23 protein-coding genes are annotated in these 25,659 nt (G+C 69.7%); 8 read left to right on the top strand and 15 right to left on the bottom strand.

Features of this window, described 5'->3' with window-relative positions:
* Positions 1-120: 120 nt before the first annotated feature.
* Positions 121-1,473 (bottom strand): formimidoylglutamate deiminase, encoded by a 1,353-nt coding sequence (locus ASD78_RS15510; RefSeq protein WP_056103039.1) that lies wholly within the window; start codon positions 1,471-1,473, stop codon positions 121-123.
* A gap of 150 nt (positions 1,474-1,623) precedes the next feature.
* Here ASD78_RS15510 and hutI point away from each other — a divergent pair, with 150 nt between their 5' ends.
* Together hutI and ASD78_RS15500 are read left to right on the top strand one after the other, a co-directional pair.
* Positions 1,624-2,904 (top strand): imidazolonepropionase, encoded by a 1,281-nt coding sequence (gene hutI / locus ASD78_RS15505; RefSeq protein WP_056103036.1) that lies wholly within the window; start codon positions 1,624-1,626, stop codon positions 2,902-2,904.
* A gap of 60 nt (positions 2,905-2,964) precedes the next feature.
* Complete coding sequence (locus ASD78_RS15500) at positions 2,965-4,179, top strand: dipeptidase (RefSeq protein ID WP_056103033.1); 1,215 nt, start codon at positions 2,965-2,967, stop codon at positions 4,177-4,179.
* Between the two features lie 10 nt (positions 4,180-4,189).
* On the opposite strand, the gene ASD78_RS20205 is transcribed toward ASD78_RS15500, so the two are convergent.
* From ASD78_RS20205 to ASD78_RS15490, 3 genes are all read right to left on the bottom strand, one after another.
* Positions 4,190-4,435 (bottom strand): hypothetical protein, encoded by a 246-nt coding sequence (locus ASD78_RS20205; protein ID WP_082575664.1) that lies wholly within the window; start codon positions 4,433-4,435, stop codon positions 4,190-4,192.
* Between the two features lie 528 nt (positions 4,436-4,963).
* A complete protein-coding gene (locus tag ASD78_RS15495) occupies positions 4,964-5,155 on the bottom strand; it encodes a 30S ribosomal protein THX (RefSeq protein WP_055901445.1) in 192 nt (63 codons plus the stop codon).
* A 139-nt stretch (positions 5,156-5,294) separates the two neighbouring features.
* The gene (locus ASD78_RS15490) at positions 5,295-5,705 is read right to left on the bottom strand and encodes a MerC domain-containing protein (RefSeq protein WP_055901572.1); all 411 of its coding nucleotides are present in this window, start codon (positions 5,703-5,705) and stop codon (positions 5,295-5,297) included.
* Between the two features lie 99 nt (positions 5,706-5,804).
* Here ASD78_RS15490 and ASD78_RS15485 point away from each other — a divergent pair, with 99 nt between their 5' ends.
* The 3 genes from ASD78_RS15485 (at position 5,805) to ASD78_RS15475 (ending at position 9,636) form a co-directional block, all read left to right on the top strand.
* The gene (locus ASD78_RS15485) at positions 5,805-7,835 is read left to right on the top strand and encodes a TonB-dependent receptor (protein ID WP_055901450.1); all 2,031 of its coding nucleotides are present in this window, start codon (positions 5,805-5,807) and stop codon (positions 7,833-7,835) included.
* An 83-nt stretch (positions 7,836-7,918) separates the two neighbouring features.
* Complete coding sequence (locus ASD78_RS15480; RefSeq protein WP_056103030.1) at positions 7,919-8,377, top strand: MarR family winged helix-turn-helix transcriptional regulator; 459 nt, start codon at positions 7,919-7,921, stop codon at positions 8,375-8,377.
* The gene (locus ASD78_RS15475) at positions 8,374-9,636 is read left to right on the top strand and encodes an MFS transporter (protein ID WP_056103027.1); all 1,263 of its coding nucleotides are present in this window, start codon (positions 8,374-8,376) and stop codon (positions 9,634-9,636) included. Before ASD78_RS15480 ends, ASD78_RS15475 begins: the two co-directional genes overlap by 4 nt.
* A 150-nt stretch (positions 9,637-9,786) precedes the next feature.
* Here the strand turns inward: ASD78_RS15475 and ASD78_RS15470 are convergent, their stop codons facing one another.
* Together ASD78_RS15470 and gltX are read right to left on the bottom strand one after the other, a co-directional pair.
* Positions 9,787-10,281 carry a transcriptional repressor gene (locus ASD78_RS15470; RefSeq protein WP_055901461.1) on the bottom strand — a complete coding sequence of 165 codons (495 nt, stop codon included), beginning with the start codon at positions 10,279-10,281 and terminating at the stop codon, positions 9,787-9,789.
* 25 nt (positions 10,282-10,306) lie between these two features.
* Positions 10,307-11,707 (bottom strand): glutamate--tRNA ligase, encoded by a 1,401-nt coding sequence (gltX, locus tag ASD78_RS15465; RefSeq protein ID WP_055901464.1) that lies wholly within the window; start codon positions 11,705-11,707, stop codon positions 10,307-10,309.
* 196 nt (positions 11,708-11,903) lie between these two features.
* Here gltX and lpxH point away from each other — a divergent pair, with 196 nt between their 5' ends.
* Positions 11,904-12,638, top strand: coding sequence for a UDP-2,3-diacylglucosamine diphosphatase (lpxH, locus tag ASD78_RS15460; protein WP_055901467.1), 735 nt, complete (start codon positions 11,904-11,906; stop codon positions 12,636-12,638).
* Between the two features lie 82 nt (positions 12,639-12,720).
* Here the strand turns inward: lpxH and ASD78_RS15455 are convergent, their stop codons facing one another.
* From ASD78_RS15455 to serA, 9 genes are all read right to left on the bottom strand, one after another.
* Entirely contained in the window at positions 12,721-14,970 is a 2,250-nt protein-coding gene (locus tag ASD78_RS15455) for a TonB-dependent receptor (protein ID WP_055901470.1), read from the bottom strand.
* 233 nt (positions 14,971-15,203) lie between these two features.
* Entirely contained in the window at positions 15,204-16,010 is an 807-nt protein-coding gene (locus ASD78_RS15450; protein ID WP_055901473.1) for a ferritin-like domain-containing protein, read from the bottom strand.
* 71 nt (positions 16,011-16,081) lie between these two features.
* Positions 16,082-17,551, bottom strand: a complete 1,470-nt coding sequence (purF, locus tag ASD78_RS15445; RefSeq protein WP_055901476.1) for an amidophosphoribosyltransferase — start codon at positions 17,549-17,551, stop codon at positions 16,082-16,084.
* 32 nt (positions 17,552-17,583) lie between these two features.
* Positions 17,584-18,378 carry a CvpA family protein gene (locus ASD78_RS15440; RefSeq protein WP_056103024.1) on the bottom strand — a complete coding sequence of 265 codons (795 nt, stop codon included), beginning with the start codon at positions 18,376-18,378 and terminating at the stop codon, positions 17,584-17,586.
* A 10-nt stretch (positions 18,379-18,388) separates the two neighbouring features.
* Positions 18,389-19,462 carry an SPOR domain-containing protein gene (locus ASD78_RS15435; protein WP_056103021.1) on the bottom strand — a complete coding sequence of 358 codons (1,074 nt, stop codon included), beginning with the start codon at positions 19,460-19,462 and terminating at the stop codon, positions 18,389-18,391.
* Between the two features lie 329 nt (positions 19,463-19,791).
* Positions 19,792-20,655 carry a DUF2167 domain-containing protein gene (locus ASD78_RS15430; protein ID WP_235566531.1) on the bottom strand — a complete coding sequence of 288 codons (864 nt, stop codon included), beginning with the start codon at positions 20,653-20,655 and terminating at the stop codon, positions 19,792-19,794.
* Positions 20,656-20,877: 222 nt separating this feature from the next.
* Positions 20,878-22,179, bottom strand: a complete 1,302-nt coding sequence (gene folC / locus ASD78_RS15425; RefSeq protein ID WP_056103017.1) for a bifunctional tetrahydrofolate synthase/dihydrofolate synthase — start codon at positions 22,177-22,179, stop codon at positions 20,878-20,880.
* 123 nt (positions 22,180-22,302) lie between these two features.
* Entirely contained in the window at positions 22,303-22,947 is a 645-nt protein-coding gene (locus ASD78_RS15420; protein ID WP_056103013.1) for a histidine phosphatase family protein, read from the bottom strand.
* A 1-nt stretch (position 22,948) separates the two neighbouring features.
* Positions 22,949-24,514, bottom strand: a complete 1,566-nt coding sequence (serA, locus tag ASD78_RS15415) for a phosphoglycerate dehydrogenase (RefSeq protein WP_056103010.1) — start codon at positions 24,512-24,514, stop codon at positions 22,949-22,951.
* 391 nt (positions 24,515-24,905) lie between these two features.
* Here serA and ASD78_RS15410 point away from each other — a divergent pair, with 391 nt between their 5' ends.
* Both ASD78_RS15410 and ASD78_RS15405 read left to right on the top strand, forming a co-directional pair.
* Complete coding sequence (locus ASD78_RS15410; protein WP_055901494.1) at positions 24,906-25,136, top strand: DUF6289 family protein; 231 nt, start codon at positions 24,906-24,908, stop codon at positions 25,134-25,136.
* Positions 25,137-25,258: 122 nt separating this feature from the next.
* Positions 25,259-25,486 (top strand): DUF6289 family protein, encoded by a 228-nt coding sequence (locus ASD78_RS15405; protein ID WP_055901496.1) that lies wholly within the window; start codon positions 25,259-25,261, stop codon positions 25,484-25,486.
* The last annotated feature ends 173 nt before the right edge of the window (positions 25,487-25,659 follow it).

Below are 25,659 nucleotides of genomic sequence, written 5' to 3'. Positions count from 1 at the left end.
TGTCAGGTCCTAGTCGCCCCTGAAACCGCGGCGAGCGAATCGTAGGATGCGGTGAGCACCGCGAACCGCATCATCGCGCCGCGCAAGCCACCCGCACGCCCCCACAACGACGAACGAACCTCAGGCCGACTCGAGCAAGTCGTGCATCGCCCGCCGATACCCAACTGCGACCGCCTCGCGATCGCGATGCCGGCCCTCGGCGACGACGCGGCGGCCGCCGACCCAGGTCTCGCGCACCGCGCCGCGATTGCCGCTGAACATCCAGCGATCCAGCGCATCCTCGTCGCGCGCGCCAGCGAACAGCGGCGCATCCGAATCCAGCACCAGCGCATCGGCGTACTCGCCGACCGCGAGCGTGCCGATCGCATGCCCGGTCGACGCCGCGGCGCTGGCCGCGACATCGCGCATCAGGGTGTCGCCGACGCTGGGCGAGCCCGCATCCACCGCGATGTTGCGCCGGCGCGTGATCAGGCGCTGGCCGTACTCCAGCCAACGCAGTTCCTCGATCGGCGACACCGAAATATGCGAGTCCGAACCCACGCCCCAGCGCCCGCCCGCGTCCAGGTAGTCGCGCAAGGGGAACAGGCCGTCGCCGAGATTGGCCTCGGTGGTGGTGCAGATCGCCACGGTCGCGCCGCTGCGCGCGATCGCGCGCGTTTCCTCGTCGTCGAGATGGGTGGCGTGGACCAGGGTCCAGCGCGCATCGACCTCGGCATGGTCCAGCAGCCAACGCACCGGCCGCGCCTTGCGCACCGCCAGGCAATCCTCGACTTCGGCGACCTGCTCGGCGATATGGATATGCACGCGGCTGTCCGGCGGCAGCGCCGCCAGGGTCTCGGCCATCGCCTGCGGCGGTACCGCGCGCAGGCTGTGCAGCGAGCAACCGATGCGCACGCCGTGATCGGCGTCGCCGCGCAGGCGCTGCAGCAGCGCCAGATAGTCCTCGACCTGATGGCCGAAGCGGCGCTGGCGCTCGCTCAGCGGCCGCTCGTCGAAACCGCCGGTCATGTACAGCACCGGCAGCAGGGTCAGGCGGATGCCGGTGTCGCGCGCGGCGGCGATCAACGCACGCGACATCGCCGCCGGATCCTCATAGGGACGGCCGTCGGGCGCGTGATGCAGGTAATGGAATTCGCAGACCGTGGTGTAACCGGCTTCCAGCATTTCCACGTACAGCTGCGAGGCCACCGCGTACAGGGTCTCGGGCGTGAAGCGCGAGGCGAAGCGGTACATGGTCTCGCGCCAGGTCCAGAAACTGTCGCGCGGATCGGTCTGGCGTTCGGCCATGCCCGCCATCGCGCGCTGGAACGCATGCGAATGCAGGTTGGCGATGCCCGGCACGATGCGCTGGGCGCTGCCGGTGGGCTGGGCGCCGTCGAGGGCGAGGATGCGGCCGTCGTCGTCGAGGCGCAGTCCGGTGTCGTGGCGCCAACCGGCGGGGGTCCAGAGCGTGGTCGCGTCGAGATTCTCCATGCCCCGGATTCTACAGACCCGTTGCGCGGGCGTGTCCTGCGCACGCTCGCGCTCGCTGCGCGCGCTCGGAAACACCGCATCGGCAAACCTGTCGCAGCGCGCCGGCGCCTGCGCCCTCCCGCGCTGGGGCGGCTCCGCTAGAATCGGCCCATGAGCCGCCCCGACCCCAACGCCGCGTCCGCCGGCGACATACCGACACCGCAGGACCTGCCGCTGGACGGCCTGATCGTCGGCGTCTCGCTGGCGACGCTGGATTCGGCCGACGGCTACGGCGAGATCGCCGACGCCGCACTGGGCTGGCGCGACGGCATCCTGCATTACGTCGGCCCGCGCTCGGACCTGCCCGGCGACCCGGCCGCGCTGGCCGCGCAGGTGATCGTCGCCGAGGGCTGGATCACGCCCGGCCTGGTCGATTGCCACACGCACCTGGTGTTCGCCGGCGACCGCGCGCGCGAATTCGAGCTGCGCCTGCAGGGCGCGAGCTACGAAGAGATCGCGCGCAGCGGCGGCGGCATCGTCTCGACCGTGCGCGCCACCCGCGCCGCCGACGAAGACGAACTGCTGCGCCAGTCGCTGCCGCGCGCGCAGGCCCTGGTCGGCGACGGCGCGACCACGCTGGAGATCAAGTCCGGCTACGGCCTGGACTACGACAACGAACGCAAGATGTTGCGGGTCGCGCGCCGCATCGGCGAGATCCTCGGCGTCGGCGTGCGCACCACCTACCTCGGCGCGCACGCCTTGTCGCCCGAATTCGCCGGCCGCAGCGACGACTACATCGCCGCGGTCTGCGGTTGGATGCGGCCGCTGCACGAGGAAGGCCTGATCGACGCGGTCGATGCGTTCTGCGAAGGCATCGGCTTCAGTCCGGCGCAGACCCGGCGCGTGTTCGAAACCGCGCGCGCGCTGGGGCTGCCGGTCAAGCTGCACGCCGACCAGCTCAGCGATCTCGGCGGCGCGGCGCTGGCGGCCGAGTTCTCGGGTCTGTCGGCCGACCATGTCGAATACACCTCGCAGCCGAGCGTGCGCGCCATGGCCGAGCACGGCACGGTAGCGGTGCTGCTGCCCGGCGCCTTCCACGTGCTGCGCGAAACCCGTTTGCCGCCGCTGGAGGCGTTCCGCGAGCACGGCGTGGCGATGGCCGTGGCCACCGACTGCAACCCCGGTACGTCACCCCTGCAGTCGCTGCGCCAGGCGATGCAGCTGGCCTGCACGCATTTCCGCCTGACCCCGCTGGAAGCCCTGCGCGGCGCGACCACGCATGCGGCGCGCGCTCTGGGTTGTTCGGACCGCGGCGTGCTGCGGGTCGGCGCGCGCGCCGACTTCGTGCGCTGGCGCATCGGCCATCCTGCCGAGCTGTGCTACTGGCTGGGCGGCGCGCTCGCAGGCGACGTCTACGCCGGCGGCCGCCGAGTCGCTGGCCCCATCGCCTGACCATCGCCTGACCATCGCCTAACCATCGCGCTCCCCTCCCAACCGCACGAGGCTTCCCGCATGCGTTCCCTGCTCGCCGTCGCCTGTACCCTCGCCCTGTTCGCAGGCGCCGCCCGTGCCGACGAGGCCCTGAGCCCGGCACAGAAGCTCGCCCGCTCCGCGGTCATTGTCGATACCCATATCGACGCGCCGACCGAATTGCTCAAGCATTGGAACGACCTCGGCGTGGATACGCCCAAGGTCGAGTTCGACTACCCGCGCGCGCGCCAGGGCGGCCTGGACGTGGCCTTCATGTCGATCTACACCTCGCCCGACCAGGATGCGGCCGGCACCGCCTGGCAGGTCGCCAGCACCCAGATCGACGCGGTCGAGGCCATGGTCGGGCGGCATCCGGACAAGTTCGCGATCCTGCGTTCGCCGGCCGACTACGCGCGCCAGATCGACGGCGGCCGCGTGCTGCTGGCGCTGGGCATGGAGAACGGCGCGCCGATCGGCGACGACCTCGCCCGCCTGCAGCAGTTCTACGTCCGCGGCGTGCGCTACATCACCCTCGCCCACAGCCACAGCAATCGCATCGCCGACGGCTCCTACAGCCTGGATCGGCCGTGGAAAGGCCTGAGCCCGTTCGGTCTCAAGGTGGTCGCGGAGATGAACCGCCTCGGCATCATGGTCGACGTCTCGCACCTGACCGACGACGCCACCCGCGCCGCGCTCGCCGCGAGCCGCGCGCCGGTGATCGCCAGCCATTCCGGCCTGCGCCATTTCACGCCCGACTTCGAGCGCAACCTCAGCGACGAGCTCGCCCAGGCCATCGCCAAGCAGGGCGGGGTGGTCCAGATCACCTTCGGCAACGCCTTCGTCGATCCCAAGACCGCCGGCGAGACCACCGCCTATTTCCGCGCGCGTCCCGAGTTCGACCGCGAGCAGTCCGCCGCGGCCGCGCGTGGCGAGAAGCCCAAGACGGTCGAGGAGTTCGACAAGGAATGGGAACGCAGCCATCCGCCGCTGGCGCACGCGGTCAAGATCGACGCGGTGCTGGACCAGATCGACTACGCGGTGAAACTGATCGGCATCGACCACGTCGGCATCGGCTCTGACTTCGACGGCGTCAGCGGCGCGCTGCCCGAAGGCCTGCGCAGCGTCGCCGACTACCCGAACCTGATCGCCGGACTGCAGGCGCGCGGGTACAAAGACGATGACATCCGCAAGATCCTCGGCGAGAACCTGCTGCGGGTTTGGCGCGAGGTGGAGAGGGTGGCGACGGCTGGGAAGTGAGGCGGGCGGGTTACGCGCAACTGCTCGGTGTAGCGGCCCTCACCCCAACCCTCTCCCGCGAGCGGGAGAGGGAGCGGATGCGCAGGCAGGCTGAGATACCCCGGTATTCGCTCGCGGCCGCGAACTCCGCTATCGCAGCACTGCGGTTGCGGTTGCCGTTGCCGTTGCCGTTGCCGTTGCCGTTGCCGTTGCCGTTGCCGTTGCCGTTGCCGTTGCCGCGGCATTGGAATCCATTGAGCCGCACCACGACGAGCAACCGTAGACCCGAAGGGCGGCGCGCAGGACGCGCGCCGTTTTTCGAGGAACAGGATGTTCCTTCGAAAAATCCCCGCGCAAGCAACGAACTCGCAAGGGAGGGTTGTCAAGGTATAGCCCTTCTCTTTGGTTACTTTCTCTTGGGCTAGCAAGAGAAAGTGACCCGCGCGCGCAGCGGGCGGAAGCCTTTGATCTCAAGAACCGAAACCATCGCAGAACCCCGGAGTTCGCGATCGCGGCTCACGCCGCTCCCACAGAAGGCAGAGGCAGAAGCCGAGCGATCTGAAGCAGAACCTCCGCCAGCAGGCGAAGTTCGCGGTCGCGGCTTACGCCGCTCCTACCCCAAAGCGAGCGCGCAACCGGCGCGGCCGCGAGGGTAGCAACACACGAACCTGCGATTCGTCAGAACGGCTCCTCAATTTTCAAGGCGGAGCCAAGAACGAGAGCGGCCCTAACGGGAACAACCCGTCGGCCCAAAAACAAAAAACCCCGCCGAAGCGGGGTTTTTGCGCAGCGCCGGAACCGACGCTTACTCCTTGGCAGCAGCCTTCTTGGCCACGACCTTCTTGGCCGCCGGCGCCTTCGCAGCCGGGGCCTTCGCGGTCTTCTTCGCGGCCGGCGCGGCGGCGGTGCCGGCGGCCTTGGTCACGGCCTTGCGGGCGTTGCCGTAGCTGGAGTTGTAGCGCTTGCCCTTGGCGGTCTTGCGGTCGCCTTTACCCATGGTCGTGCTCCTGAATTAGCGTTAGTGCGGTATGCGGTCGCGCGCCGGACGGGCGCGGTCGACGAAACGATCGGGCCCGCGCGTCGCGCGCGAGGCTGCGAAGCCTAGCACAAGCGGCTTTCGGGGTCCTGACCTGGGCTCAGTGCGCGCAGCTGGCGTCGTGGATGTGGCCGTGGTTGAGGCGCAGGTTGGCCAGATGGGCCAGGCCGACCAGGGTGCCGCCCAGGGTCATCACGATCGCGTGCGGTACCACCGAATGGTGCAGCGGCGCGTACAGCACGCCCAGCCACAGCACCAGCAGACCCGGCGCCAGCAACGACACGGCACGGATGGCGTGGTGGCGGCGATAACCCCAGACCACGCTGAACACGCCCAGCAGGGTCGCGAACACGACGAAGGCCAGCTCGAAGCTGTCGTCGAACCAGCCGGCCACGCCCAGGGTGGGCAGCAGCGCGATCAGCAGCGGCAGCAGGGCGCAGTGGATCGCGCACAACAGCGAGCCGAAGGCGCCGATGCGGTCGAGAAAACTGCGGGGGCGTAGGGGAGGCATCAGCAATGCGGACAAAGGAAGGATGACTTCTGGGAGGGTGCAAATCTCATTTCGTTACTATATAACATTCCACATCCTCCCGTCACCAGCCCCCACTCCATGCCCTCCATGCTAGCCCGTCGCCCGCGTCGCAGCCTGCTCGCGATCGCCCTGACCCTCTCCCTGCCCCTGGCCGGCCCCGCCTTCGCCCAGCAAGCGCCCGACTCCGCCGCCGGCAGCGACACCGCCAGCGACAAGCGCCACGACCAGCCCACCGACCTGGATTCGGTCGTGGTCACCGCCTCGCCGCTGCGCGCCAGCGCCGAAGACCTGGCCCAGCCGGTCGAAGTGCTGTCCGGCGAGAAGCTCGACGAAGCTCGCGGCGCGACCCTGGGCGAGACCATCGGCAAACTGCCCGGCGTGCAGAGCTCCAACTTCGGCGCCGGCGTCGGCAGGCCGATCATCCGCGGCCTCGAAGGCCCGCGCGTGGGCGTGCTGAGCGGCGGCATGGCGACCCAGGACGTGTCCACGGTCAGCCAGGACCATAACGTCTCCGTCGAACCGTTCCTGGCCGACCAGATCGAAGTGCTGAAGGGCCCGGCCACCCTGCTCTACGGCAGCGGCGCGATCGGCGGCGTGGTCAACGTGGTCGATGGCCGCATCGCCGAGAAGCCGCTGGACGAAACCGTGTCCGGCCGCGCCGAGGTACGCCACGATACGGTCAACGACGGCTTCACCGGTATGGCCCGCGTCGATGCCATGGGCGCCGACGGCGCCGTGGTGCTGCACGCCGACGGCGTCTACCGCAACAACAAGGACTACCAGACTCCGCTGGGCCGGCAGCGCAACAGCTTCGTGGACACCAAGACCGGCGCCCTGGGCGCCTCGCTGGTCGGCGATCTGGGCTTCCTCGGCTTCTCGGCTTCGCGTTACGAAGACAGCTACGGCAATCCGGGCGAGCCCGGCGACATCGCCGCCGGCGAGGCGGGCGTGCATCTGGAAATGAAGCAGAGCCGCCTGGAGAGCAAGGCCGGCATCAACCAGGATTTCGGCATCTTCAGCAGCCTGCGCGCCAGCGTCGCCCACACCGATTACGAGCACATCGAATTCGAAGGCGAGGAAGTCGGCACCCGCTTCATCAACGAAGCCACCGAAGGCCGCCTGGAACTGACCCATAAGCCCTTCGGCGGCTGGATCGGCGCGTTCGGCCTGCAGGGCTACGACCGCAAGTTCGAAGCGATCGGCGAAGAAGCCTTCGTGCCGCGTACCCACACCAAGGCCTACGGCGCGTTCCTGACCGAGCAGAACCAGTGGGATGCGCTGCAGGTCGAACTGGGCGCGCGCGTCGACCGCATCGAGAGCGATCCCGCCACCGGCTTCAACCGTTCCTTCACCCCGGTCAGCCTGTCCGCCGGCGCGATCTGGAAGTTCAACGAGGCTTGGCGCCTGAGCCTGAACCTCGACCGCGCCGAACGCGCACCGGCCGAGGAAGAACTGTTCGCCGACGGCCCGCACGTGGCCACGGCTTCGTTCGAGATCGGCGACATGAACCTGGGCAAGGAGCGCGCGAACCAGGCCGAGCTCGGCCTGCATTACCACGGCTCGCGCTTCGAGGCCAAAGTCTCGGCCTACCAGACCAACTTCGACGGCTTCATCTACCTCACCGACACCGGCCTGATCGAGGACGACCTGCCGGTGCGGCAGTGGAGCCAGGCCGACGCGCGCTTCCGCGGCTTCGAAGCCGAAGCCATCGCGCATGTGTTCGACGGCGACGCCGGCAAGTTCGACGTGCGCGTGTTCGGCGACCGCGTCCGCGCCACCCTCGACCAGGGCGGCAACCTGCCGCGAATCGCGCCGGGCCGCGTCGGCGGCGAGCTGCGCTGGAACGCATCCTCGTGGCGCGCTTCGCTGGGCGCGACCCGCTACATGAAGCAGGACGACGTCGCCGTCGGTGAAACCCCGACCGACGGCTACACCCTGGTCGACGCCCACCTCGCCTACCACTGGGACACCGATCAACTGGGTTGGGAGCTGTTCCTGGACGGCACCAACCTCACCGACCAGGAAGCGCACGTGCACACGTCCTTCCTCAAGGACACGGTGGTGCTGCCGGGCCGCGGCGTGGCCTTCGGCGTGCGCATGTTCTTCTGACGTCCCCTCTCCCCGTCAGACCCGAGCGCCGGCCTTCGTGCCGGCGCTTGCGGTTGCGGCCGGAATATGTGCATATACACCTAATGAGCCCCGCCAAGCCTATTGCCGACGCCCCGGCGCGCAGCGCCTGCACCTGCTTCCGGGTGCGCAAGCTGACCCGGCTGATGAGCCAGCGCTACGACCAGGCGCTGGCGCCGGCCGGGCTCAATCTCAACCAGTATTCGATCCTGCGCCGCGCCGGCGGCACGCCGCGCAGCATCGGCGAGCTCGCACACGAGCTCGGCATGGACCGCACCACCCTCACCCGCGACCTCAAGCCTTTGCTCGCCGCCGGCTGGGTCGAGACCGCGCCCGGCGACGACGCGCGCCAGCGCCGAATCCGAGTGACCGCCGCCGGCCGGCGCACGGTCGCGCGCGCGATGCCGCTGTGGCAGGCGGCGCAGGACGACATCGAACGCGGACTGGGCCGGGCCGGCCTGCTCGCACTGCACGAACAGCTCGATCTGGCGATCGGGCAACTGCAAGGGAATCCCTCCGCATGAGCGCCGACGCCACCGCCGTAACCCCTTCCCTCGCCGCACCCGCCGCCTCTGCCGTGCGCTATTGGCCGTTGGTGATCGCAGCGACGTTGATGCTGATGATCACGATGGGCGTGCGCCAGTCGCTGGGCCTGTTCGTGAAGCCGATCGGCGCCAGCACCGGGCTGGGCATCGCCCAGATCAGTTTCGCGCTGGCGATCGGCCAATTCGTCTGGGGCGCGGTGCAGCCGGTATTCGGCGCGATCGCCGATCAACGCGGACCCGGCCGGGTGCTGGTGTTCGGCAGCGTGCTGCTGGTCGCGGGCATGGCGATGACGCCGATGTTCGCTTCCGAATGGGGCCTGCTGCTGACCCTGGGCGTGCTGGCCGCGGCCGGCGCCGGCGCCGGCAGCTTCTCGATCCTGATCGGCGCGACCGCGGCGCGGATGCCGGCGCAGAACCGTTCGATGGCCGCGGGCGTGATCAACGCCGGCGGTTCGTTCGGGCAGTTCCTGTTCGCGCCGTTCGCACAGGCGGTGATCAGTGCCGCGGGCTGGGCCGCGGGCATGTGGGCCTTGGCGGTCGCCGCGCTGGCGACGCTGCCATTGGCCTGGCCGCTGCGCCGGCGCCAGGCGCCAGCCGCGACCGCTGCCAGCACCGTGGCGGCGCCGGGCATCGGTCTGCGCGAGCAAGTGCGCATCGCCCTGCGCGATCGCAGCTATTGGTGCCTGCATATCGGCTTCTTCACCTGCGGCTTCCACATCGCCTTCCTGGTCACCCACCTGCCCGGCGAGATCGCGCTGTGCGGCCTGCCCGACAGCGTGTCGGCGATATCGCTGGCGGTGATCGGCCTGTTCAACGTCGCCGGCAGCCTGGCCGCGGGCGCGCTGGGGCAGCGCTATCGCATGAAGTACCTGTTGGCGGCGATGTATGCCAGCCGCGCGGCGATGGTCGCGATCTACCTGGTGTCGCCGCCGACGCCGGCCACTTTCTTCATCTTCGCCGCCGGCCTGGGCCTGACCTGGCTGGCGACGGTGCCGCCGACCGCGGGCCTGGTCGGCAAGCTGTTCGGCCCGCGCTACCTGGGCACGCTGTTCGGCCTGACCCTGCTCTCGCACCAGATCGGCGGCTTCTTCGGCGCCTGGTTCGGCGGCCTGGCGATGGCGAAGTTCGGCGACTACACCTGGATGTGGTACGCCGACATCGTGCTGGCGCTGCTGGCCGCGGCGGCGAACCTGCCGATCCGTGAAGCACGCGTGCAGCGGGCGCTGGCGGCAGCGTAAGCCTTCGCTTTCTCTACATGCTTCCGAGTGGAAGCGCGCTTGCTGTGGGAGCGGCGTAAGCCGCGATGGATGGCACGGTACGGGTAAGGCGATCGCGGCTTACGCCGCTCCCACAGTACGACGCTCCCACAGAAGGCGGGCTCGCCGCGATCAGGCCGCGTTCTTGGCCACGCAGTCCGCGCACATGCCGTGCACTTCCAAGGTCTGCGCCTGCGGTGCGAAGCCCAGCGCGCGCGCGCGCGATTCGAGCAGGTCGACGATGCGCTCGTCTTCCAGTTCGGTCGCCGACTGGCAGCTGTCGCAGATCAAGAACGGCACCGCGTGCTGGGCGCCGCCCGGATGGTGGCAGCCGACGTAGGCATTGATCGACGCCAGCTTATGGATGAAGCCGTGTTCGAGCAGGAAATCCAGGGCGCGGTAGATCGTCGGCGGCGCCGCCGCGTCGTGGGTCGCCTTCATCCGGTCGAGCAGGTCGTAGGCCTTCATCGGCCGGCCGGCATCGGCGATCAGGCGCAGGGCGTGGGCGCGGATCGGCGTCAGGCGCAGGCCGCGCTGCTCGCAGGCCCGCTCGACCTCGTGCACGAAGGCGTCGCCGTCGTGGACGTGGTGCTTGGGGTCGGTGCAGGCGGCGGTGTGGCTGCTCATGGCGGGCTCCAGGCGCGGACGGGTCCTACGCAGGGATCTTAATGAGGGCAGCGTCGATGCGCTGCAAGGCCTGGGCCTGGCCGGCCAGATAGACCGTATGCGAGATGTCCGGGCTGACCTGGGTGCCGGTGATGGCCACGCGCAGCGGCTGGGCGACCTTGCCCATGCCGATGCCCAGGGCCTCGGCGCTGGCGTGCAGGGCCACGGCGACGGCCTCGGCGGTCCAGGCCTCAAGCGCGGCCAGGCGCGTGCGTGCCTCGGCCAGCGGCGCTTGCGCTGCGGCGTTCAGGTGCTTGGCGACCGCGGCCTCGTCGTACTCCTGCAGCGGGCGGTACCAGACCGCGGCGCGCTCGGCCATGTCCTTCAGGGTCTGCACGCGGTCGCGCAAGGCGACCACCACGTCGGCCGGTGCCGGCCCGGCGGCGAGGTCGTAACCCTGCTGGCGCAGGTGCCACTCCAGGTGCTTGCCGACTTCGACCGGATCGTCGCTCTTGAGGTACTGCTGGTTGAGCCAGCCCAGCTTGGCCGCGTCCAGGCGCGAAGCCTTGGAGTTCACGTCCTCGAGCTTGAACAGCCGCGTCATCTCCTCGATCGAGAAGATTTCCTGATCGCCGTGCGACCAGCCCAGACGCACCAGATAGTTCAGCAGCGCATGCGGCAGGTAACCGTCGTCGCGGTACTGCATCACGTCGGCCGCGCCGGTGCGCTTGGACAGCTTGTTGCCGTCCTCGTCCAGGATCATCGGCAGGTGCGAGAAATGCGGCACGGGGGCGCCGAGCGCGCGGTAGATGTTGATCTGGCGCGGCGTGTTGTTGACGTGGTCGTCGCCGCGCACGACGTCGGTGATGCCCATGTCCAGGTCGTCGACCACGACCGCGAAGTTGTAGGTCGGGTAGCCGTCGGCGCGGAAGATCACCAGATCGTCGAGCTCGCTGTTGGCGATCTCGATGGTGCCCTTGACCTTGTCGTCGAACGCGACCGTGCCCTCGAGCGGATTCTTGAAGCGGATCACCCGGTTCGGATCGTCGCGGTAGGGTTCGTTGCGGTCGCGGTAGGCGCCGTTGTAACGCGGCTTCTCCTTGGCCGCCATCGCCGCGTCGCGCGCGGCGGCGAGCTCTTCCTTGGTTTCGTAGGCGTAGTAAGCGGTGCCGGCGGCAACCATCTGCTCGGCGACCTCGCGGTAACGCGCCAGGCGCTGGGTCTGGTAGATCGGGCCTTCGTCGTAGCCCAGGCCCAGCCAGTCCATCGCCTCCAGGATCGCGTCGATCGCGGCCTGGGTGCTGCGCTCCTGGTCGGTGTCCTCGATGCGCAGGATGAACTGACCGCCCGCGCGGCGCGCTTCCAGCCAGCAGTACAGCGCGGTGCGTGCGCCGCCGATGTGCAGGTAGCCGGTGGGACTGGGAGCGAAGCGGGTGCGGCAGGTCATGCGGGACTCGGGATGGACCGGGGAATCGGGCATTTTAACGGAGTGGCCGTGGCGCTGCCGGATACGCCCGCAACAGCCGGTCCGATGGCATCGCCGCGGACGCAGAACCGCACCGACCAACGCAAATCCGCCGCTTGCCGACCTTCACGCGCCGCATTCGGCCTGCCGCTCAGTGTCGGTGCCCTAAACTACCCCGATGACGACCCTTTTCATTTCCGATCTGCACCTGGACGCCGAACGCCCGCAGACCACCGCCCTGTTCGGCCAGTTCCTGCGCTCCGAGGCCCGCGGCGCCGACGCGCTGTACATCCTCGGCGACCTGTTCGAAGCCTGGGTCGGCGACGACGACCCGTCCGAGACCGGCGCCTATGTCGCCGCCGAACTGCGCGCGCTGGCCGACAGCGGCGTGCCGGTGTCGTTCATCCGCGGCAACCGCGATTTCCTGCTCGGCGACGACTACGCGCGCCGCGCCGGCATGCGCATCCTGCCCGACCCCGCCGTGGTGATCCTGTACGGCCAGCCGACCCTGATCCAGCACGGCGACCTGCTGTGCACCGACGACGTCGCCTATCAGCAGTTCCGCGCCCAGACCCGCGACCCGGCCTGGCAGGCACAGTTCCTGGCGCAGCCGCTGGCCGCGCGCCTGGCCTTCGCCCAGCAGGCGCGCGCGGCGAGCAAGGCCCATCAATCGGGCCTGCGCGACGCCGGCACCATGGAAACCATCACCGACGTGTCGCCGGCCGCCGTCGACAGCGTGTACGCACGCTACGGCCTGGACCGCATGATCCACGGCCACACCCACCGCCCGGCGGTGCACGAACTCGAAGTCGCCGGCATCGCGCGTCAGCGCGTGGTGCTGGGCGACTGGTACGACCAAGGCTCGGTGCTGCGGGTGAACCGCGACGGCCTGCAGCTGCAGGCCTTGAGCTGATCTTCGTTTTCGCTCGAACCCGCCGCGCGCACGGCGGGTCTGAGCGCGGACGCCGGCAAGGCCGGCGCCCGCCCTTCCAGACTTAGAACTTCACTTCCGCGGTCAGGAACATCTGCCGCGGCGCGCCCGACTGCAGGGTGTAGTTCAGACCGTTCGGGTCCGAGGTCACGAAGCCGTTGGTGCCGATGCTGCCGAAGTAGTCTTCGTCGAACAGATTGGTGACGTTGAACTGCAGCTTGAACGCGTCCGCCCAGCTCAGTTCGGTCCATTCGTAGGACACGGCGGCGTCGGCGACCCAGAACGATCCGACCTTGGAATCGTTGAGATAGGTCAGATAGCGCTTGTCGGTGTACTTGGCGCCGATCTGGGCCGAGAAGCCGTCGCGGCTCCAGCGCAGCTCGGTCGCGTACAGGCGCTTGGGCGCGTCGACCACGTCCTTGCCCTTGGCCGGGATCAGGGTGGTGCCGTCAAGGTAATCCGAAGCGTACTCGGACTTGTTCCAGGCCAGCGAGTTGTACCAGCTCAAACCTTCGATCGGCGTCCACAGCACCGTCAGTTCGGCACCGCGGGTCTCGACGTCGCCGACGTTGGCGAAGCTGGACGCGCAACCGACGATGCCGGCGCAACGCGCGATCGCCAGCAGGCGGTTTTCGAAATCGACGCGGTACAGCGCCAGCGAGGCCTCCAGGCCGTCGCGGCTGGTGCGCAGACCGGCTTCGATGGTGCGCGAGGTTTCCGGCTCCAAGGTCGCCACCGCGGCATCGAACGCCAACTGCGAGGTCGAATGCGGACCGTTCACGCCGGTGCGGAACGCGGCCATGTTCTCGCTGTAGGAGCCGAAGATTTCCTCGTGCTCGCTGAACTGCCAGCGCGCGCCGACCTGCGGCAGGAAATTGTCTTCCGCTTCCAGCTTGCCGCCGGCGCGGCTGCCGATCAGGCGTTTGCCGTCGGTTTCCACGCGCGTGCCCTTGAAGCCGGCATCGACCGCGACCCGACCGTCGGCGAACTCCATGTGGTCGGTGATGTAGTACTGGCGGGTGTCGGTGTCGAAACGCTGGCGGAACACGCGCGCGTCGGGGTCGCGCAGGAAGTAGATGCCGTTCGGCGGCGTGTCGCGGCGCAGGTTGTAGAAGTTGCGCTGCACGCCATGGGCGTTCTGCTCCAGCCACAGGCCGGCCTGCAGGCGGTGGTTGCCGATCTGCCAGGTCAGGCTGGGAGTGATGCCGGTGCGCTCGATGTCGTACTCGGTGGTGCGCATCGCGATCGGCACGTCCGGCGAGGACGCGTACGGCGTCGCCCAATGGCCCTGGCCTTCGTTGCGGTGGTAGTAGACGGTGGCGGCGAAGCTCAGGTCCGGCGTCGCCGACCAGTCGGCGGAGACGTACAGCAGGTCGTCGTCGCGCAGGCCGCGGGCGATGTAATACGCGTCGTCGAGGCTGTTGACGCCACCGCGGAACACGCCGCCGGCGGCGTCGATCGCGCGCTGCCAGTCGCCGGCGTAGTTGTCCCAATCCATGCCCAGGCGACGCGCCGAATCCAGCGACAGGTCGGCGTAGTCGGTCTCGCGCCGGCGCGAGGTCGCGGCGTAACCGGTCAGCTTGAGGTCTTCGGTGGCGTAGACCAGCTTGGCGTTGAACTGGGCGTTGCGCTGCGGGCCCTCGCCCTTCCACTTGTCGGTGGTGTGGAAGGCGCCGCTGAGGTAGGCGCTGAAGCCGTTGTGGTCGCCGGTGTCGACGCGCGCGTAGCTGCGGCGGGTGGCGTCGCTGCCGAAGGTCTGGGCCAGGCGCACGCCGTAGTCGGCCGAGGGGTCGCTGCTGAAGAAGCGCAGGGTACCGCCGAGGTTGCCGCTGGAGGCTGTGTCGATCGCGCCGCTGCCCTGCGACAACTCGGCGCCGGACAGGTTCTCGCTGATGATCGCGCGGCTGATGTGCAGGCCGTTGTGATTGCCGTAGCTCATGTCGCCCAGCGGCACGCCGTCGAGGGTGAAGCCCAGCTGCTGCTGCGAGAAGCCGCGGATGCTCAGCTTGCTCGACCATTCGTAGTTGCCCCAGGGATCGGAGCTCTGGAAATGCACGCCCGGCAGCTTGGCCATGACCTTGAGCGGGCTGGTGCCGGCGGCTTCGCGCTGCAGATCGGCCTTGCCCAGTGCCTGCACCTGGCGGGTCTGGCCGGTGCCGACCACCGAAACCGCATCGAGCGTGGTGGCGTCGTCCATGGCCGCGGCGGACGCGGCGACGGCGGCGGGTTGGGAGGCATCGGCTTCGGCATGTGCGGTGGCGGCGTACAGACACAGCAGGATCGAGGCGGCGAGGATCGTCGTCTTCGTCGTCATGAGGGACTTCCAGTGAGAGAGAGTGCCGCCGCGCGTTGGCGCGTATCACTCCGGGCGGCATGCAGAGCGAAGCCGCGGAAGTCTGTCGATATCGTGTGTACGCGAGATTGCAGTCAGAAGGCAGTTCGTCCGAGAACGCTGCGCCGCGCACGCTTCGCGGCTCGACCCGGCCGAATGACAGCGGCTACGCGCAGCGCTGGGCGCTGGTGCGGGTGGCCTAACGGGCGCCGCGCTCAGCGTTCGACGAAGGTTTCCAGCATGCGCAGCTCTTCGTCGTCGAAGCCGGCCGCGCTGCGCGCTTCGAAGTTGAAGGGGCCGTAGAGCACGGCGCGCGCGTATTGCGCCAGCAGTTCGCGGAAGCGCGGGCCGGGATCGATGCCGGCGCGCTCGCAGTACCAGCGGTACCAGTGCGAGCCGGCGGCGACGTGCGCGACCTCCTCGCGCAGGATGGTTTCCAGGATCGCGACCGTGGCGCTGTCGCCGAGCGAGCGCAGCTTGACGATCATGCCCGGGGTCACGTCCAGGCCGCGCGCTTCGAGCACGCGCGGCACCAGGGCCATCCGCGCCAGACCGTCGTGAGCGGTCTTCTCGGCCATTTCCCACAAACCGTTGTGGGCGTCGAAATCGCCGTAGTCGTAGCCCAGTTCGTGCAGCCGGGCGCGCAGCAGGTCGAAGTGGCGCGCCTCGTCGGCAGCCACGCTCACCCAGTCGGCATAGAACTGCGCCGGCAGACCGCGGAAGCGGTACACCGCATCCCAGGCCAGGTCGATGGCGTTGAACTCGATGTGGGCGATGGCGTGCACGAATGCGGCGCGACCCTCTTCGGTGCCGAAACCGCGCTTGGGCAGGTCGCGTGGATGCACCAGCAGCGGACGCTCGGGACGGCCGGGCATGCGGATCGGCTGCGGCGCCGGCGCGTCGTCCGGCGTCGCCAATTCGCCGCGCGCGTAGGCGCTCGCGGCGGCGAACGTCGCGGCGACCTTGTCCTCGGGAGCGGCGGCGTCCAGGCAGGCACGCGCGGCGTCGAACAGGCTGGGCATGGGGCTGGGCGCCGAATCCGCCCTGCCCCCATTTTGCGCAGGGGGAAAGGCGGAGGCGGAGCGCTGCGGGCTCACGACACCCGGCGGGTCTTCTTGGCGTCGTCCGAACGCAGCTGCTGCAGGCGCTCGAAATAGCCCGGCTCGATTCCGGTCACGTACTCGCCGTTGAAGCAGGACGAATCGAAATGATCGATGCGGTGCTTCGGGCCCGACACCGCCGTCTCCAGCGCGTCCAGGTCCTGATAGATCAGCCAGTCGCAGCCGAGCAGGGTCTGCACTTCGTCGTCGCTGCGGCCGTGCGCGACCAATTCCTCGGCCGAGGGCATGTCGATGCCGTAGATGTTCGGATAGCGCACCGCGGGCGCGGCCGAGGCCAGGTAGACCTTGCGCGCGCCGGCGTCGCGCGCCATCTGCACGATCTGCTTGGAGGTGGTGCCGCGCACGATCGAATCGTCGACCAGCAGGACCACGCGGTTGCGGAACTCCAGCGGGATCGGATTGAGCTTGCGGCGCACCGACTTCGCCCGTTCGCCCTGCCCCGGCATGATGAAGGTGCGGCCGACGTAGCGGTTCTTGATGAAGCCTTCGCGGTACTTCACGCCCAGCGCGTTGGAGATTTCCAAGGCGGCGTCGCGCGAGGTGTCGGGAATCGGGATCACCACGTCGATGTCGTGGTCCGGACGCAGGCGCAGGATCTTCTCGGCCAGGGTCTGGCCCATGCGCATGCGCGCCTTGTGCACCGAAACGTCGTCCATCATCGAATCGGGACGGGCGAAGTAGACGAATTCGAAGATGCACGGCGCGTGCTGGCGCGGTTCGGCGCACATCTGGGTGTGCAGCTCGCCGCGCGGGGTCACCACGATGCCCTCGCCCGGGCGCACGTCGCGCACACGCTCGAAACCGAGCAGGTCCAGGGCCACGGATTCGGACGCGATCGCGTATTCGTCCTGGCCGCCGCTGTGGCGCTTGCCCAGCACCAGCGGACGGATGCCGTTGGGGTCGCGGAACGCGACCAGGCCCAGGCCGAGCACGGTGGCGACCACGGCGTAGCCGCCGACGCAGCGCCGGTGCACGCCTTCGATGGCCTTGAACGCGGCCTCCGGGGTCAGCGCGCGCTGCATGTCCAGCTCGTGCGCGAACACGTTGAGCAGGACTTCGGAATCGGATTCGGTGTTGACGTTGCGGCGGTCCTGCTCGAACACCTCGCGGCGCAGCGCGTCGGTGTTGATCAGGTTGCCGTTGTGGGCCAGGGCGATGCCGAAGGGCGAGTTGACGTAGAACGGCTGGGCCTCGTCGGAGCCCTCGCTGCCGGCGGTCGGGTAGCGGCAATGGCCGATACCGACGCGGCCGTCGAGCAAACGCATCGCGCTCTCGTCGAAGACGTCGCTGACCAGGCCGTTGCCCTTATGCACGCGCAGCTTGGAGCCGTCGGCGGTGGCGATGCCCGCTGCGTCCTGGCCGCGATGCTGGAGCACGGTAAGGCCGTCGTAAAGCTGGGCCGCGACGTCGTTATGGCCGACGATGCCGAGTATGCCGCACATGAGTTTCGAGTCCTGCTGTCTGTTGCGTGGGGTTACATCACGAACGCTTCGTCCTGCTCGACCGGCATCGGCAGGGCTTCGTCGCGCTTCGTGCGAGGCGACACTTGCAGCGGATCGCCCTGCGGCGAACCGATCTGGGAAGGCATGCCATCCACCGGCGCGCCCTTGAAACCCGCGCCCTTGAGGATGGGCAGCACGCCTTCGTTGAGGATCGGCAGGACGTCCTGGCCGAAAGCCTGGCCGTTGCCGTTGCCGTTGCCGCTACCACCCAGGCCCGGCAGGCCCTGCATGTTCAAGTCCAACTTGGGCAGCGACGGCATCCAGGCCGGCACGCCGCTGCCGAAATCCATCGCCCGGCCGGCCCAGTCGGGCATCCAGCTGCGCACCATGCGCGCGCCGGGCACGAACAACGGCACCAGCTGCGCCGAGCGCCATTCCGGCCGATGCGCGAGCGGAGTGAAACCGACCAGCAACACCAGCATGCTCGCGATCAGCGCGCCGCGGGCGACACCGACCACCAGCCCCAGCGAACGGTCGACGCCGGACAGGCCGGCCTCGTGGATCATGCGCTTGACCACGTAACCGACGATCCAGACCGTGATCAGCACGCCCAGGAAGCACAGCGCGTAACCGCCGAACATTTCGCCCAGGCCGGGCGAACCGCGGCCGGCCAGCATCAGCGCGGTGGTGCCGCCGAAACCGAATGCGGCCCAGCCGGCCAGGATCCAGGCGGCCAGGGAGGCGACCACGCCGACGAAGCCGCGCATCAGCCCGAGCAACGCCGATATCGCGACCACCGCCAGCAGAATCAAGTCGGCGGCGCCCATTGCGGTCGGCTCAGGGATGCGGACGGACGAAGCCGTCTACGCCGATCTTGGCCGCCGCCTGACTTTTCAGCTTGTCGGCATCGGCACGGTTGGCGACCGGACCGAGGCGGACGCGGCTGAGCGTGCCCTTGTCGGTACGGACCTGTTCGACGAACGCGCTGAAGCCGGCGGCGCGGGCGCGGTCGCGCAGCTTGTTGGCCTCCTCGGCGCTGCCGAACGCACCCAGCTGCACCGCGAAACCGGTGTCGCTGGCGGCCGGTTTGGTCGGCGCCGGCGCGGCGGCCGCAGGCTTGGCCGGTTCGACCGGCTTGGGTGCGGCGGCGACCGGCGGCTTGGCCGGCGCGGCGGCGGGCTTGGGCATCGCGGCAGCAGGCTTGGGCGCGGGCTTGGCCGGTTCCGGCGGCAGTGCGGCCGGCTTGGTCGCCGGGCGGCTGTCGGCCAGCGGTACCGCGGCCGATACCGGCGGCGTCGCGGCGGCGACCGGCTGCGAGGCCGAAGCGCTGGCGGCCGGCGGCGCCGCGTCGGCATCCAGGGTCACCACTTTGGCGCTGGTGTCGTTGCGCACCTTGGCCGAGGCCAGACGCGCGGTTTCGGCGTCCGCGCGCGAGCCGTAGGGCCCGATGCGGACACGGTAAAGAGTGCGGCCGTTGCCCGGCACGGCTTCCTGGTAGCCCGGCAGCTGCGCGCCGCGCAGCGCCGCGACCACCCGGTCGGCGTCGCCGCTGCTGGCGTAGCTGCCGAAGCTCACCGCGAAATCGCCGCCGGCGGCGGTCGCGGGCATCGCGCCGGTGGCGGCGGTCTTGGCCGCTTCGGCGGCGGTATCCACCGTCGGCAGGGTCTCGCCCTGCGCCGCGGCGGCGCCCGGGGACATGCCGACCACACCGCCGCTGGGGGCGTCGCCGGGGGTCACCAGGGGCAGTTCGCGGGTCTCGAACTGGCCGTCGGGTTGTTCGGGAAGATTGAGCGGGACGTCGGAGGCGCTACTTTCCGGCGCCGGCCCCTTGATCAGCATGGGCAGGAAGATCACCGCCAGCGCGACCAGTACCGCCGCGCCGATCAGTCGCTGTTTCAGGGCAGGTTCCATCGCTACTCGATCGCTCGCAGGGCCGGGTGCCGGCGCGAATTATAGCGCCGCTTGGCGCGAGCACCGGCGTCCGCGGCGCTGGATACATTCAGGAAGCGGTGTCCGCGCGCGCTCGCGGCGCCCCGAATCGCGCCGCGCATGCCGCTGCGAGCCCGCAGCGACGCGCTCGCAGCGTGTGCCGGCACAGTGCCGCCCGTCCTGGGCGAAACGATCCCATGCAAACGAAAGAATCCCCCGTTTCCGGGGGATTCGCGCCAGCCGCGGCGACAGCGGCCACTGCACAGGGGCGTGCGCCGAACCGAGCGCGCCACCGCCGAGCCGGGCATGCCTCAGCTGACCGTGCCGCCGCCCTCGCCGTCCTTCTTGCCGCGGCGGAAGAAGTTCAGGACCTTGCCGAAGAACGCGCCGATCACCAGCACCAGCGGGATCAGCAGCTTCTTCAGGCCCAGCAGCAGCACGCCGATCTTGCCGAACAGACCGGCCTTGGCCGCGATGCCGCCGCCGACCAACGCCGCCAGGCCGTAGGCCGCGGTCTTGTCGGAGCTGGAATCGTAGTCGGCGTAACGCGCGCCCTGGTCGAACTCGACCGCGGGCAGCAGTTGCTGCATGCCGGCGCGGACCTGGCCGATCTCGCCCATGCCGGCCACCGCGTTGAGGCTGAGGTAGCCGCGCCGGCCGAGCACGCGGATGTCGTAGTTGAGGGTGTGGTTCTCGCTGCCTTCGAACGCGAGTTCCTTGGCCCAGTACAGCTTCTTGGCCGCGGCGTCGTAGCGCGGCGGTTCCGCCCAGCCGATCAGGTCGATGCCGCCGTAACCGGCTTCGCGGCGCTCGGCGTTGCTCTCCTTGGTGCTGTCCTTCATCTCCTGCAGCATTTCGCTGTAGTCGATCTTGGCCGCGTCCTCGTCGGACACGTAGCCTTCATCGGCGTAGGTCACCACCACCGCCCAGCCCTTGTCGTCGAGCAGGTCGCCGCCGCGCGGCACCACCATGCCCAGCACGTCGGCATCGGGCGGGTTGCCCCACAGCTGCTCCAGCACCTTGCGCGCGTCGGCCGCGCCCAGGTAGCGGAACTCTTTGCCCAGATTCAGATGGGCCTGGGCCTGGGCGACCGCGACCTTGCCCTCGCTGTACTGCAGCGACTGAACCAACTGCTGAGCGCGCTGTTCGGCTTGCTTCTGCTCGGCTTCCGTCATTTCCTGGGCGTGCGCGCCCGCCGATACGGCCAACAGGCCGAACAGCATCCACTTCAACATTCGATGTCCCCTGAGCGTAAACGGGCGTCCCCACGCCCTGGACGCTAGTGTCGCCGGTACGCTCAGGCACGGGCAAGCTCGCGCGCACCGGTTCGGCGCATGGCCGACGCGCCACGGCGCTGCGCGACGCGCCGCAATACGGCGGTGACTGAAGACTCGGGGCTAGCGCGTGGCCAGATAGTCCATCGCCGCCGCAGCGGTGTGGAAGGAGCCGAACACCAGAATGCGGTCGCCGGCTTCGGCGCGCGCGATCGCCGCGTCCAGCGCCGCGGCGACATCGGCGTGACGCTCGCCCTCGCCCGCCGCGCTGCCTCGCAGGCGCTGGGCGAACGCGTCCACGTCGACGCCGCGCGGCCCGCTGTCGGTCAGGCCGGCCAGATGCCATTCGTCGATGCGTCCGGCCAGCGCTGCGACCACGCCGGCAACGTCCTTGTCGGCGAGCGCGGCGAACACGGCGCGCACCCGTCCGCTGGCCGGCGCCGCGGCCAACCAGGCTGCGAGTTCGCGCGCGGCCTGCGGGTTATGCCCGACATCGACGAGCACCTCGACGCCGGCGCGTTCGAAACGCTGCAGGCGCCCAGGCACATGCGCGCGCGCCACGCCCTCGGCGATCTGGGCCTTGTTCGGCGCGCCGCCCAGGGCGCGCAGCGCGGCGATGGCGACCGCGGCGTTGCGCAGCTGCGCGGGGGCGGCCAATTGCGGCATCGGCAGCTGCGCGCGGTAGCCGACCTCGCGCCAGCGCCATTGCGGCGGCGCGTCGATGACCGCCGGCAGCGCTTCGAAGAAGAAGTCGCAGTTCGCGCGCATGGCCGAAGCGCCGATCGCGTAGGCGTGGCGCAGCACGCTCGACGGCGGATCGTCGTCGCCCAGCACCAGCGGCTTCCAGCCGCGCGCGATGCCGGCCTTCTCGTAACCGATCGCTTCGCGGTCGTCGCCGAGGTAGTCCTGATGGTCGATATCGACCGTGGTGATCACCGCCACGTCGGGGTCGACGATGTTGGTCGCGTCCAGGCGCCCGCCCAGGCCGACCTCCAGGATCGCCAGGTCGAGCCTGGCGCGCTCGAACAGCCACAGCGCGGCCAGGGTGCCGTATTCGAAATAGGTCAGCGCGATCTCGCCCTCGCCCTCGCCCTCGCCCAGGCGCGCGGCTTCGATGGCCTCGAAGGCCGCGATCAGCGCCGCGTCATCGGCGTCGCGGCCGTCGATGCGCACGCGCTCGTTGTAGGCCAGCAGGTGCGGCGAGGTGTAGGCGCCGACGCGCTTGCCGGCCGCGCGCGCGATCGCCTCGATGAAGGCCACCGTCGAACCCTTGCCGTTGGTGCCGCCGACGGTGACCACCTTCCTGGCCGGGCGTTTCAGCCCCAGGCGCTGGGAGACCGCGCGGATGCGCTCCAGGCCCATGTCGATGGACTTGGGGTGGATGCGTTCGATGTGGGACAGCCAGTCGGCGAGCGTGCGTTGCATGGCGCCATTGTCGCCGATCCGATCTGCCGCAGACAGGCTGGGGCGGCTCCGAACGGCCAAGCCAAAGGTCGCGCCTGTCGCCGGAGCTGCCGCGCCCGATGAGGCGCGGCAGCCGGCCCGGGGCTACAGCGCCCGATGCACCGCTTCGCCGAACAGCAGCGTGTGATGGCTGCAGTCGTTGAGCCGGACCACGTCCAGGTGATCGACGTCGCCGCCTTCGAGCAGGTTGAGCGTGGTCGGCGCCTGGCGGAAGGTCCACAGCCTGGCCAGCGGGATGCCGAGCACCTTGCACAGCAGCACGCGGTTGACCGCATCGTGGGCCACGACCAGCAGGGTGTCGTGTTCGCCCAGTCCTTCGGCCGCGCGCGCGAACGCCGGCCAGGCGCGGTCGAGCACGTGCTGGATCGATTCGCCGCCCGGCATCAGCACCGCATCCGGGGTGTCGCGCCAGGCCTGCAGGCGTTCGCCGTCGCGCTCGCGGATCTCGCTGGCGAGCAGGCCCTCCCAGGTGCCGTGGGCGATTTCCATCAGGCCCGGGTCCAGTTGCAGCGTGGCCGCGCGCGCCGGACCGAGCGCGAGTTCGGCGGTACGGCGCGCGCGCACCAGCGGCGAGGCCACCGCGCGCGTGATCGCGACTTCGCGCAGGCGTTCGCCCAAGGCGATCGCCTGGGCTTCGCCGATCGGCGACAGCGGGATGTCTTCCTGGCCCTGGTAACGGCCTTCGGCGTTCCAGGGCGTTTCTCCGTGACGTGCGAGCAGGATGCGCATGTCAGACCTGCGCCAGCGAAAGGATGCCGGGGGTCGCGCGCAACGCGGCGAGTTGCTCGTCGGTCACCGGCTTGTCGACCGTGATCGCCGCGCGCGCCTGGCCGTCGCCGGCCGCGCCCAGCGCGAAGTTCACGATGTTGACGCCGGCCGCGCCGAGCTGGCTGCCGACCAGGCCGATCATGCCGGGACGGTCCTCGTTGCGCAGCAGCAGCACGTGCGCCTGCGGATCGAATTCGATCTCGACGCCGTCCAGGCGGACCACGCGCGGGCCGCGGTGCAGGGTCGCTTCGATCTCGCGGGTGCGGTGTTCGCCGACCACGCGCAGCTTGAGCAGGCGGTCGAAGCCGTCGCCGTCGCCGCCGAGGGTTTCGGACACGGCAAGGCCGCGCGCGGCGGCTTCCTGCAGGGCGTTGACCGGGGTCACGCGGCCGGAGGCGGTGCCGAGCAGGGCGGCGACCAGCAAACGCGACAGCGGCCGCGTGTCGAGCGCCTCGGTGCGGCCGGCGTAGGTGATTTCCAGGCGCGTCGGCGCCGGCACCAGGCGCGCGGCGAGGCGGCCCAGCGAGGACATCAGCGGCATCCACGGGCCGACTTCGCGCGCGGCTTCGGCGGTCAGCGGCGGCAGGTTGACGCAGCCGGCGACCGCGCCGGTGGCGACGAAATCGATGATCTGGCGCGCCAGGATGGTGCTGACGGCCTGCTGGGCTTCGCTGGTGGACGCGCCCAGGTGCGGGGTCAGGATCAGCTTGGCGTTCGCGCGCAGCGGCGAGTCGGCCTGCAGCGGCTCGGTGGCGAAGGTGTCGAGGGCGGCGCCGGCGATGTGGCCTTCGTCGAGCAGGGTCAGCAGCGCGGTCTCGTCGACCAAGCCGCCGCGTGCGGCGTTGACGATGTAGGCGCCCTTCTTCATCGCGCGCATCCGCGCTTCCGACAGCAGATTGGTGGTTTCCTTGGTGCGCGGGATGTGCAGGGTGACCACGTCGGCCCAGGCCAGCAGTTCGTCCAGGGTCTTCAGCGGCACGCTGCCCTTGCCGGCGGCGGACGCGGGCAGGAAGGGATCGTAGGCTGCGACCTCCATGCCGATTCCCTGGGCCTTGCGCGCGACGGTGCCGCCGATCCGACCCAGGCCGATCACGCCCAGCTTCTTGCCTTCCAGCTCGAAGCCGGTCAGGCCGGCCTTGGGCCACTCGCCGGCCTTCATGCCGGCGTCGGCGCGCGGGATGTGGCGGGCCAGCGCGAACAGCAGCGAGATCGCGTGCTCGGCCGCGGCCAGGGTGTTGCCGTCGGGCGCATTCATCACCGCGATGCCGCGTGCGGTGGCGGCTTCGACGTCGATGGTGTCGACGCCGGCGCCGGCGCGGCCGATCACGCGCAGTTGCCTGGCCTCGCGCAGCGCCTCGGCCGGCACGGCGGTGGCCGAACGCACCAGCACGGCGTCGACATCGGCCAGCGCCAGGGCGAGCGCGTCGGGATCTTTGATCGGGGCGGGGGCGACGACCACGTCCCAGCCCGCATCGCGGAACAGGGCCAGACCGTCTTCGTGGATGCCATCGCAGGCCAGTACTTTCATCGCAAGCTCCATTCGTGGGATGGGAGCGCGGAAAGCCTATGAGCCGGCACTGCGGGAACAGGTTCGGCTACGTCCGGGCCGCCGGTTGAGGGACGGACCTGGGGTAGCGCGGCCGCGGTAAGGCGGCATCTGACACGGGTCGGGAGACGGGGCCGGCTGGCATGGGAATCCGCGACTGAGGGCGCAGATTAGCAAAGCCGGGCGCGGTTGCAAGCACCGCACCGCCGTCACTGCGCCGATGTGCCGGCCTAATCAATTCGCGACGCCGGTACGGAACGCGGTCACAAAGTCACGAATTCCTAGCTTCAGCCTCACCTGATCGCAACAAATACCGCCCTAGGGTCGCAGCGCCGGCACCGACGCCGGCGCATTCGACGACAGGGAGTGGAAGATGCGAAAGAAGACCGTTTGGGCCCTCGGCCTGCTGGCCGCGGCGACCATGGGCGCGGCCATCGCCGCGGTCGGGCCGACCGGCCCCGGCCAGTTCTATTACTACTACGACGCCAACGGTGCGGTGGTCGGCTACCAAGCCATCGAGTGCGACGGCACCCACACGTCCTGGGGCAAGTTCACCAAAACCTACGCCGACGGCTACTTCATCTGCGATCCCGACCCGCGCTGAGCCGATCCGCCGATCCGCAACCGCGCACACGCCGCGACGCGCGCGCGCCAAGCCCACCACCGCCATTCCGGCGCCCCGCCGCGCAGCTGCGTCGCGCGCGCCGCATCCAAGGAGAAACACCCATGCGTAAGCGCATCGTCATCGGCCTGGGCCTCGCTCTGGCCATCTACGCCACCGCCGCCCTCGCCCGCCCGCCGATCGCCGACGAAATCGGCGAGTTCTACGTCTACTTCGACGCCAACGGCCAGGCGGTCGGCGAGTCTTCGATGGATTGCGACGGCACGTACTACCAGTCCGGCGTGCTGACTTCGCGCTACAGCTCGGGGCATGCGTTCTGCCCGGGCGATTGAGCCTTAGCTACCACAGCGAAATCGCGAAGGCCGGGCCTCTGCCCGGCCTTCGCATATGCGATGTCTTGGACACAGCAGCCGAACAGACCGACGCAGATCGCGCCTTGGGGTAGGAGCGGCGTAAGCCGCGACCACGCCTTTGCCGCTGCGTCGCGGCACCTAAAGCATGCGCA

Origin of the sequence: Lysobacter sp. Root667 (assembly GCF_001427715.1) — a bacterium.
In the GTDB taxonomy this organism is placed as follows: Bacteria; Pseudomonadota; Gammaproteobacteria; order Xanthomonadales; family Xanthomonadaceae; genus Lysobacter.
This window is presented reverse-complemented; position numbering and strand designations above follow the sequence as displayed.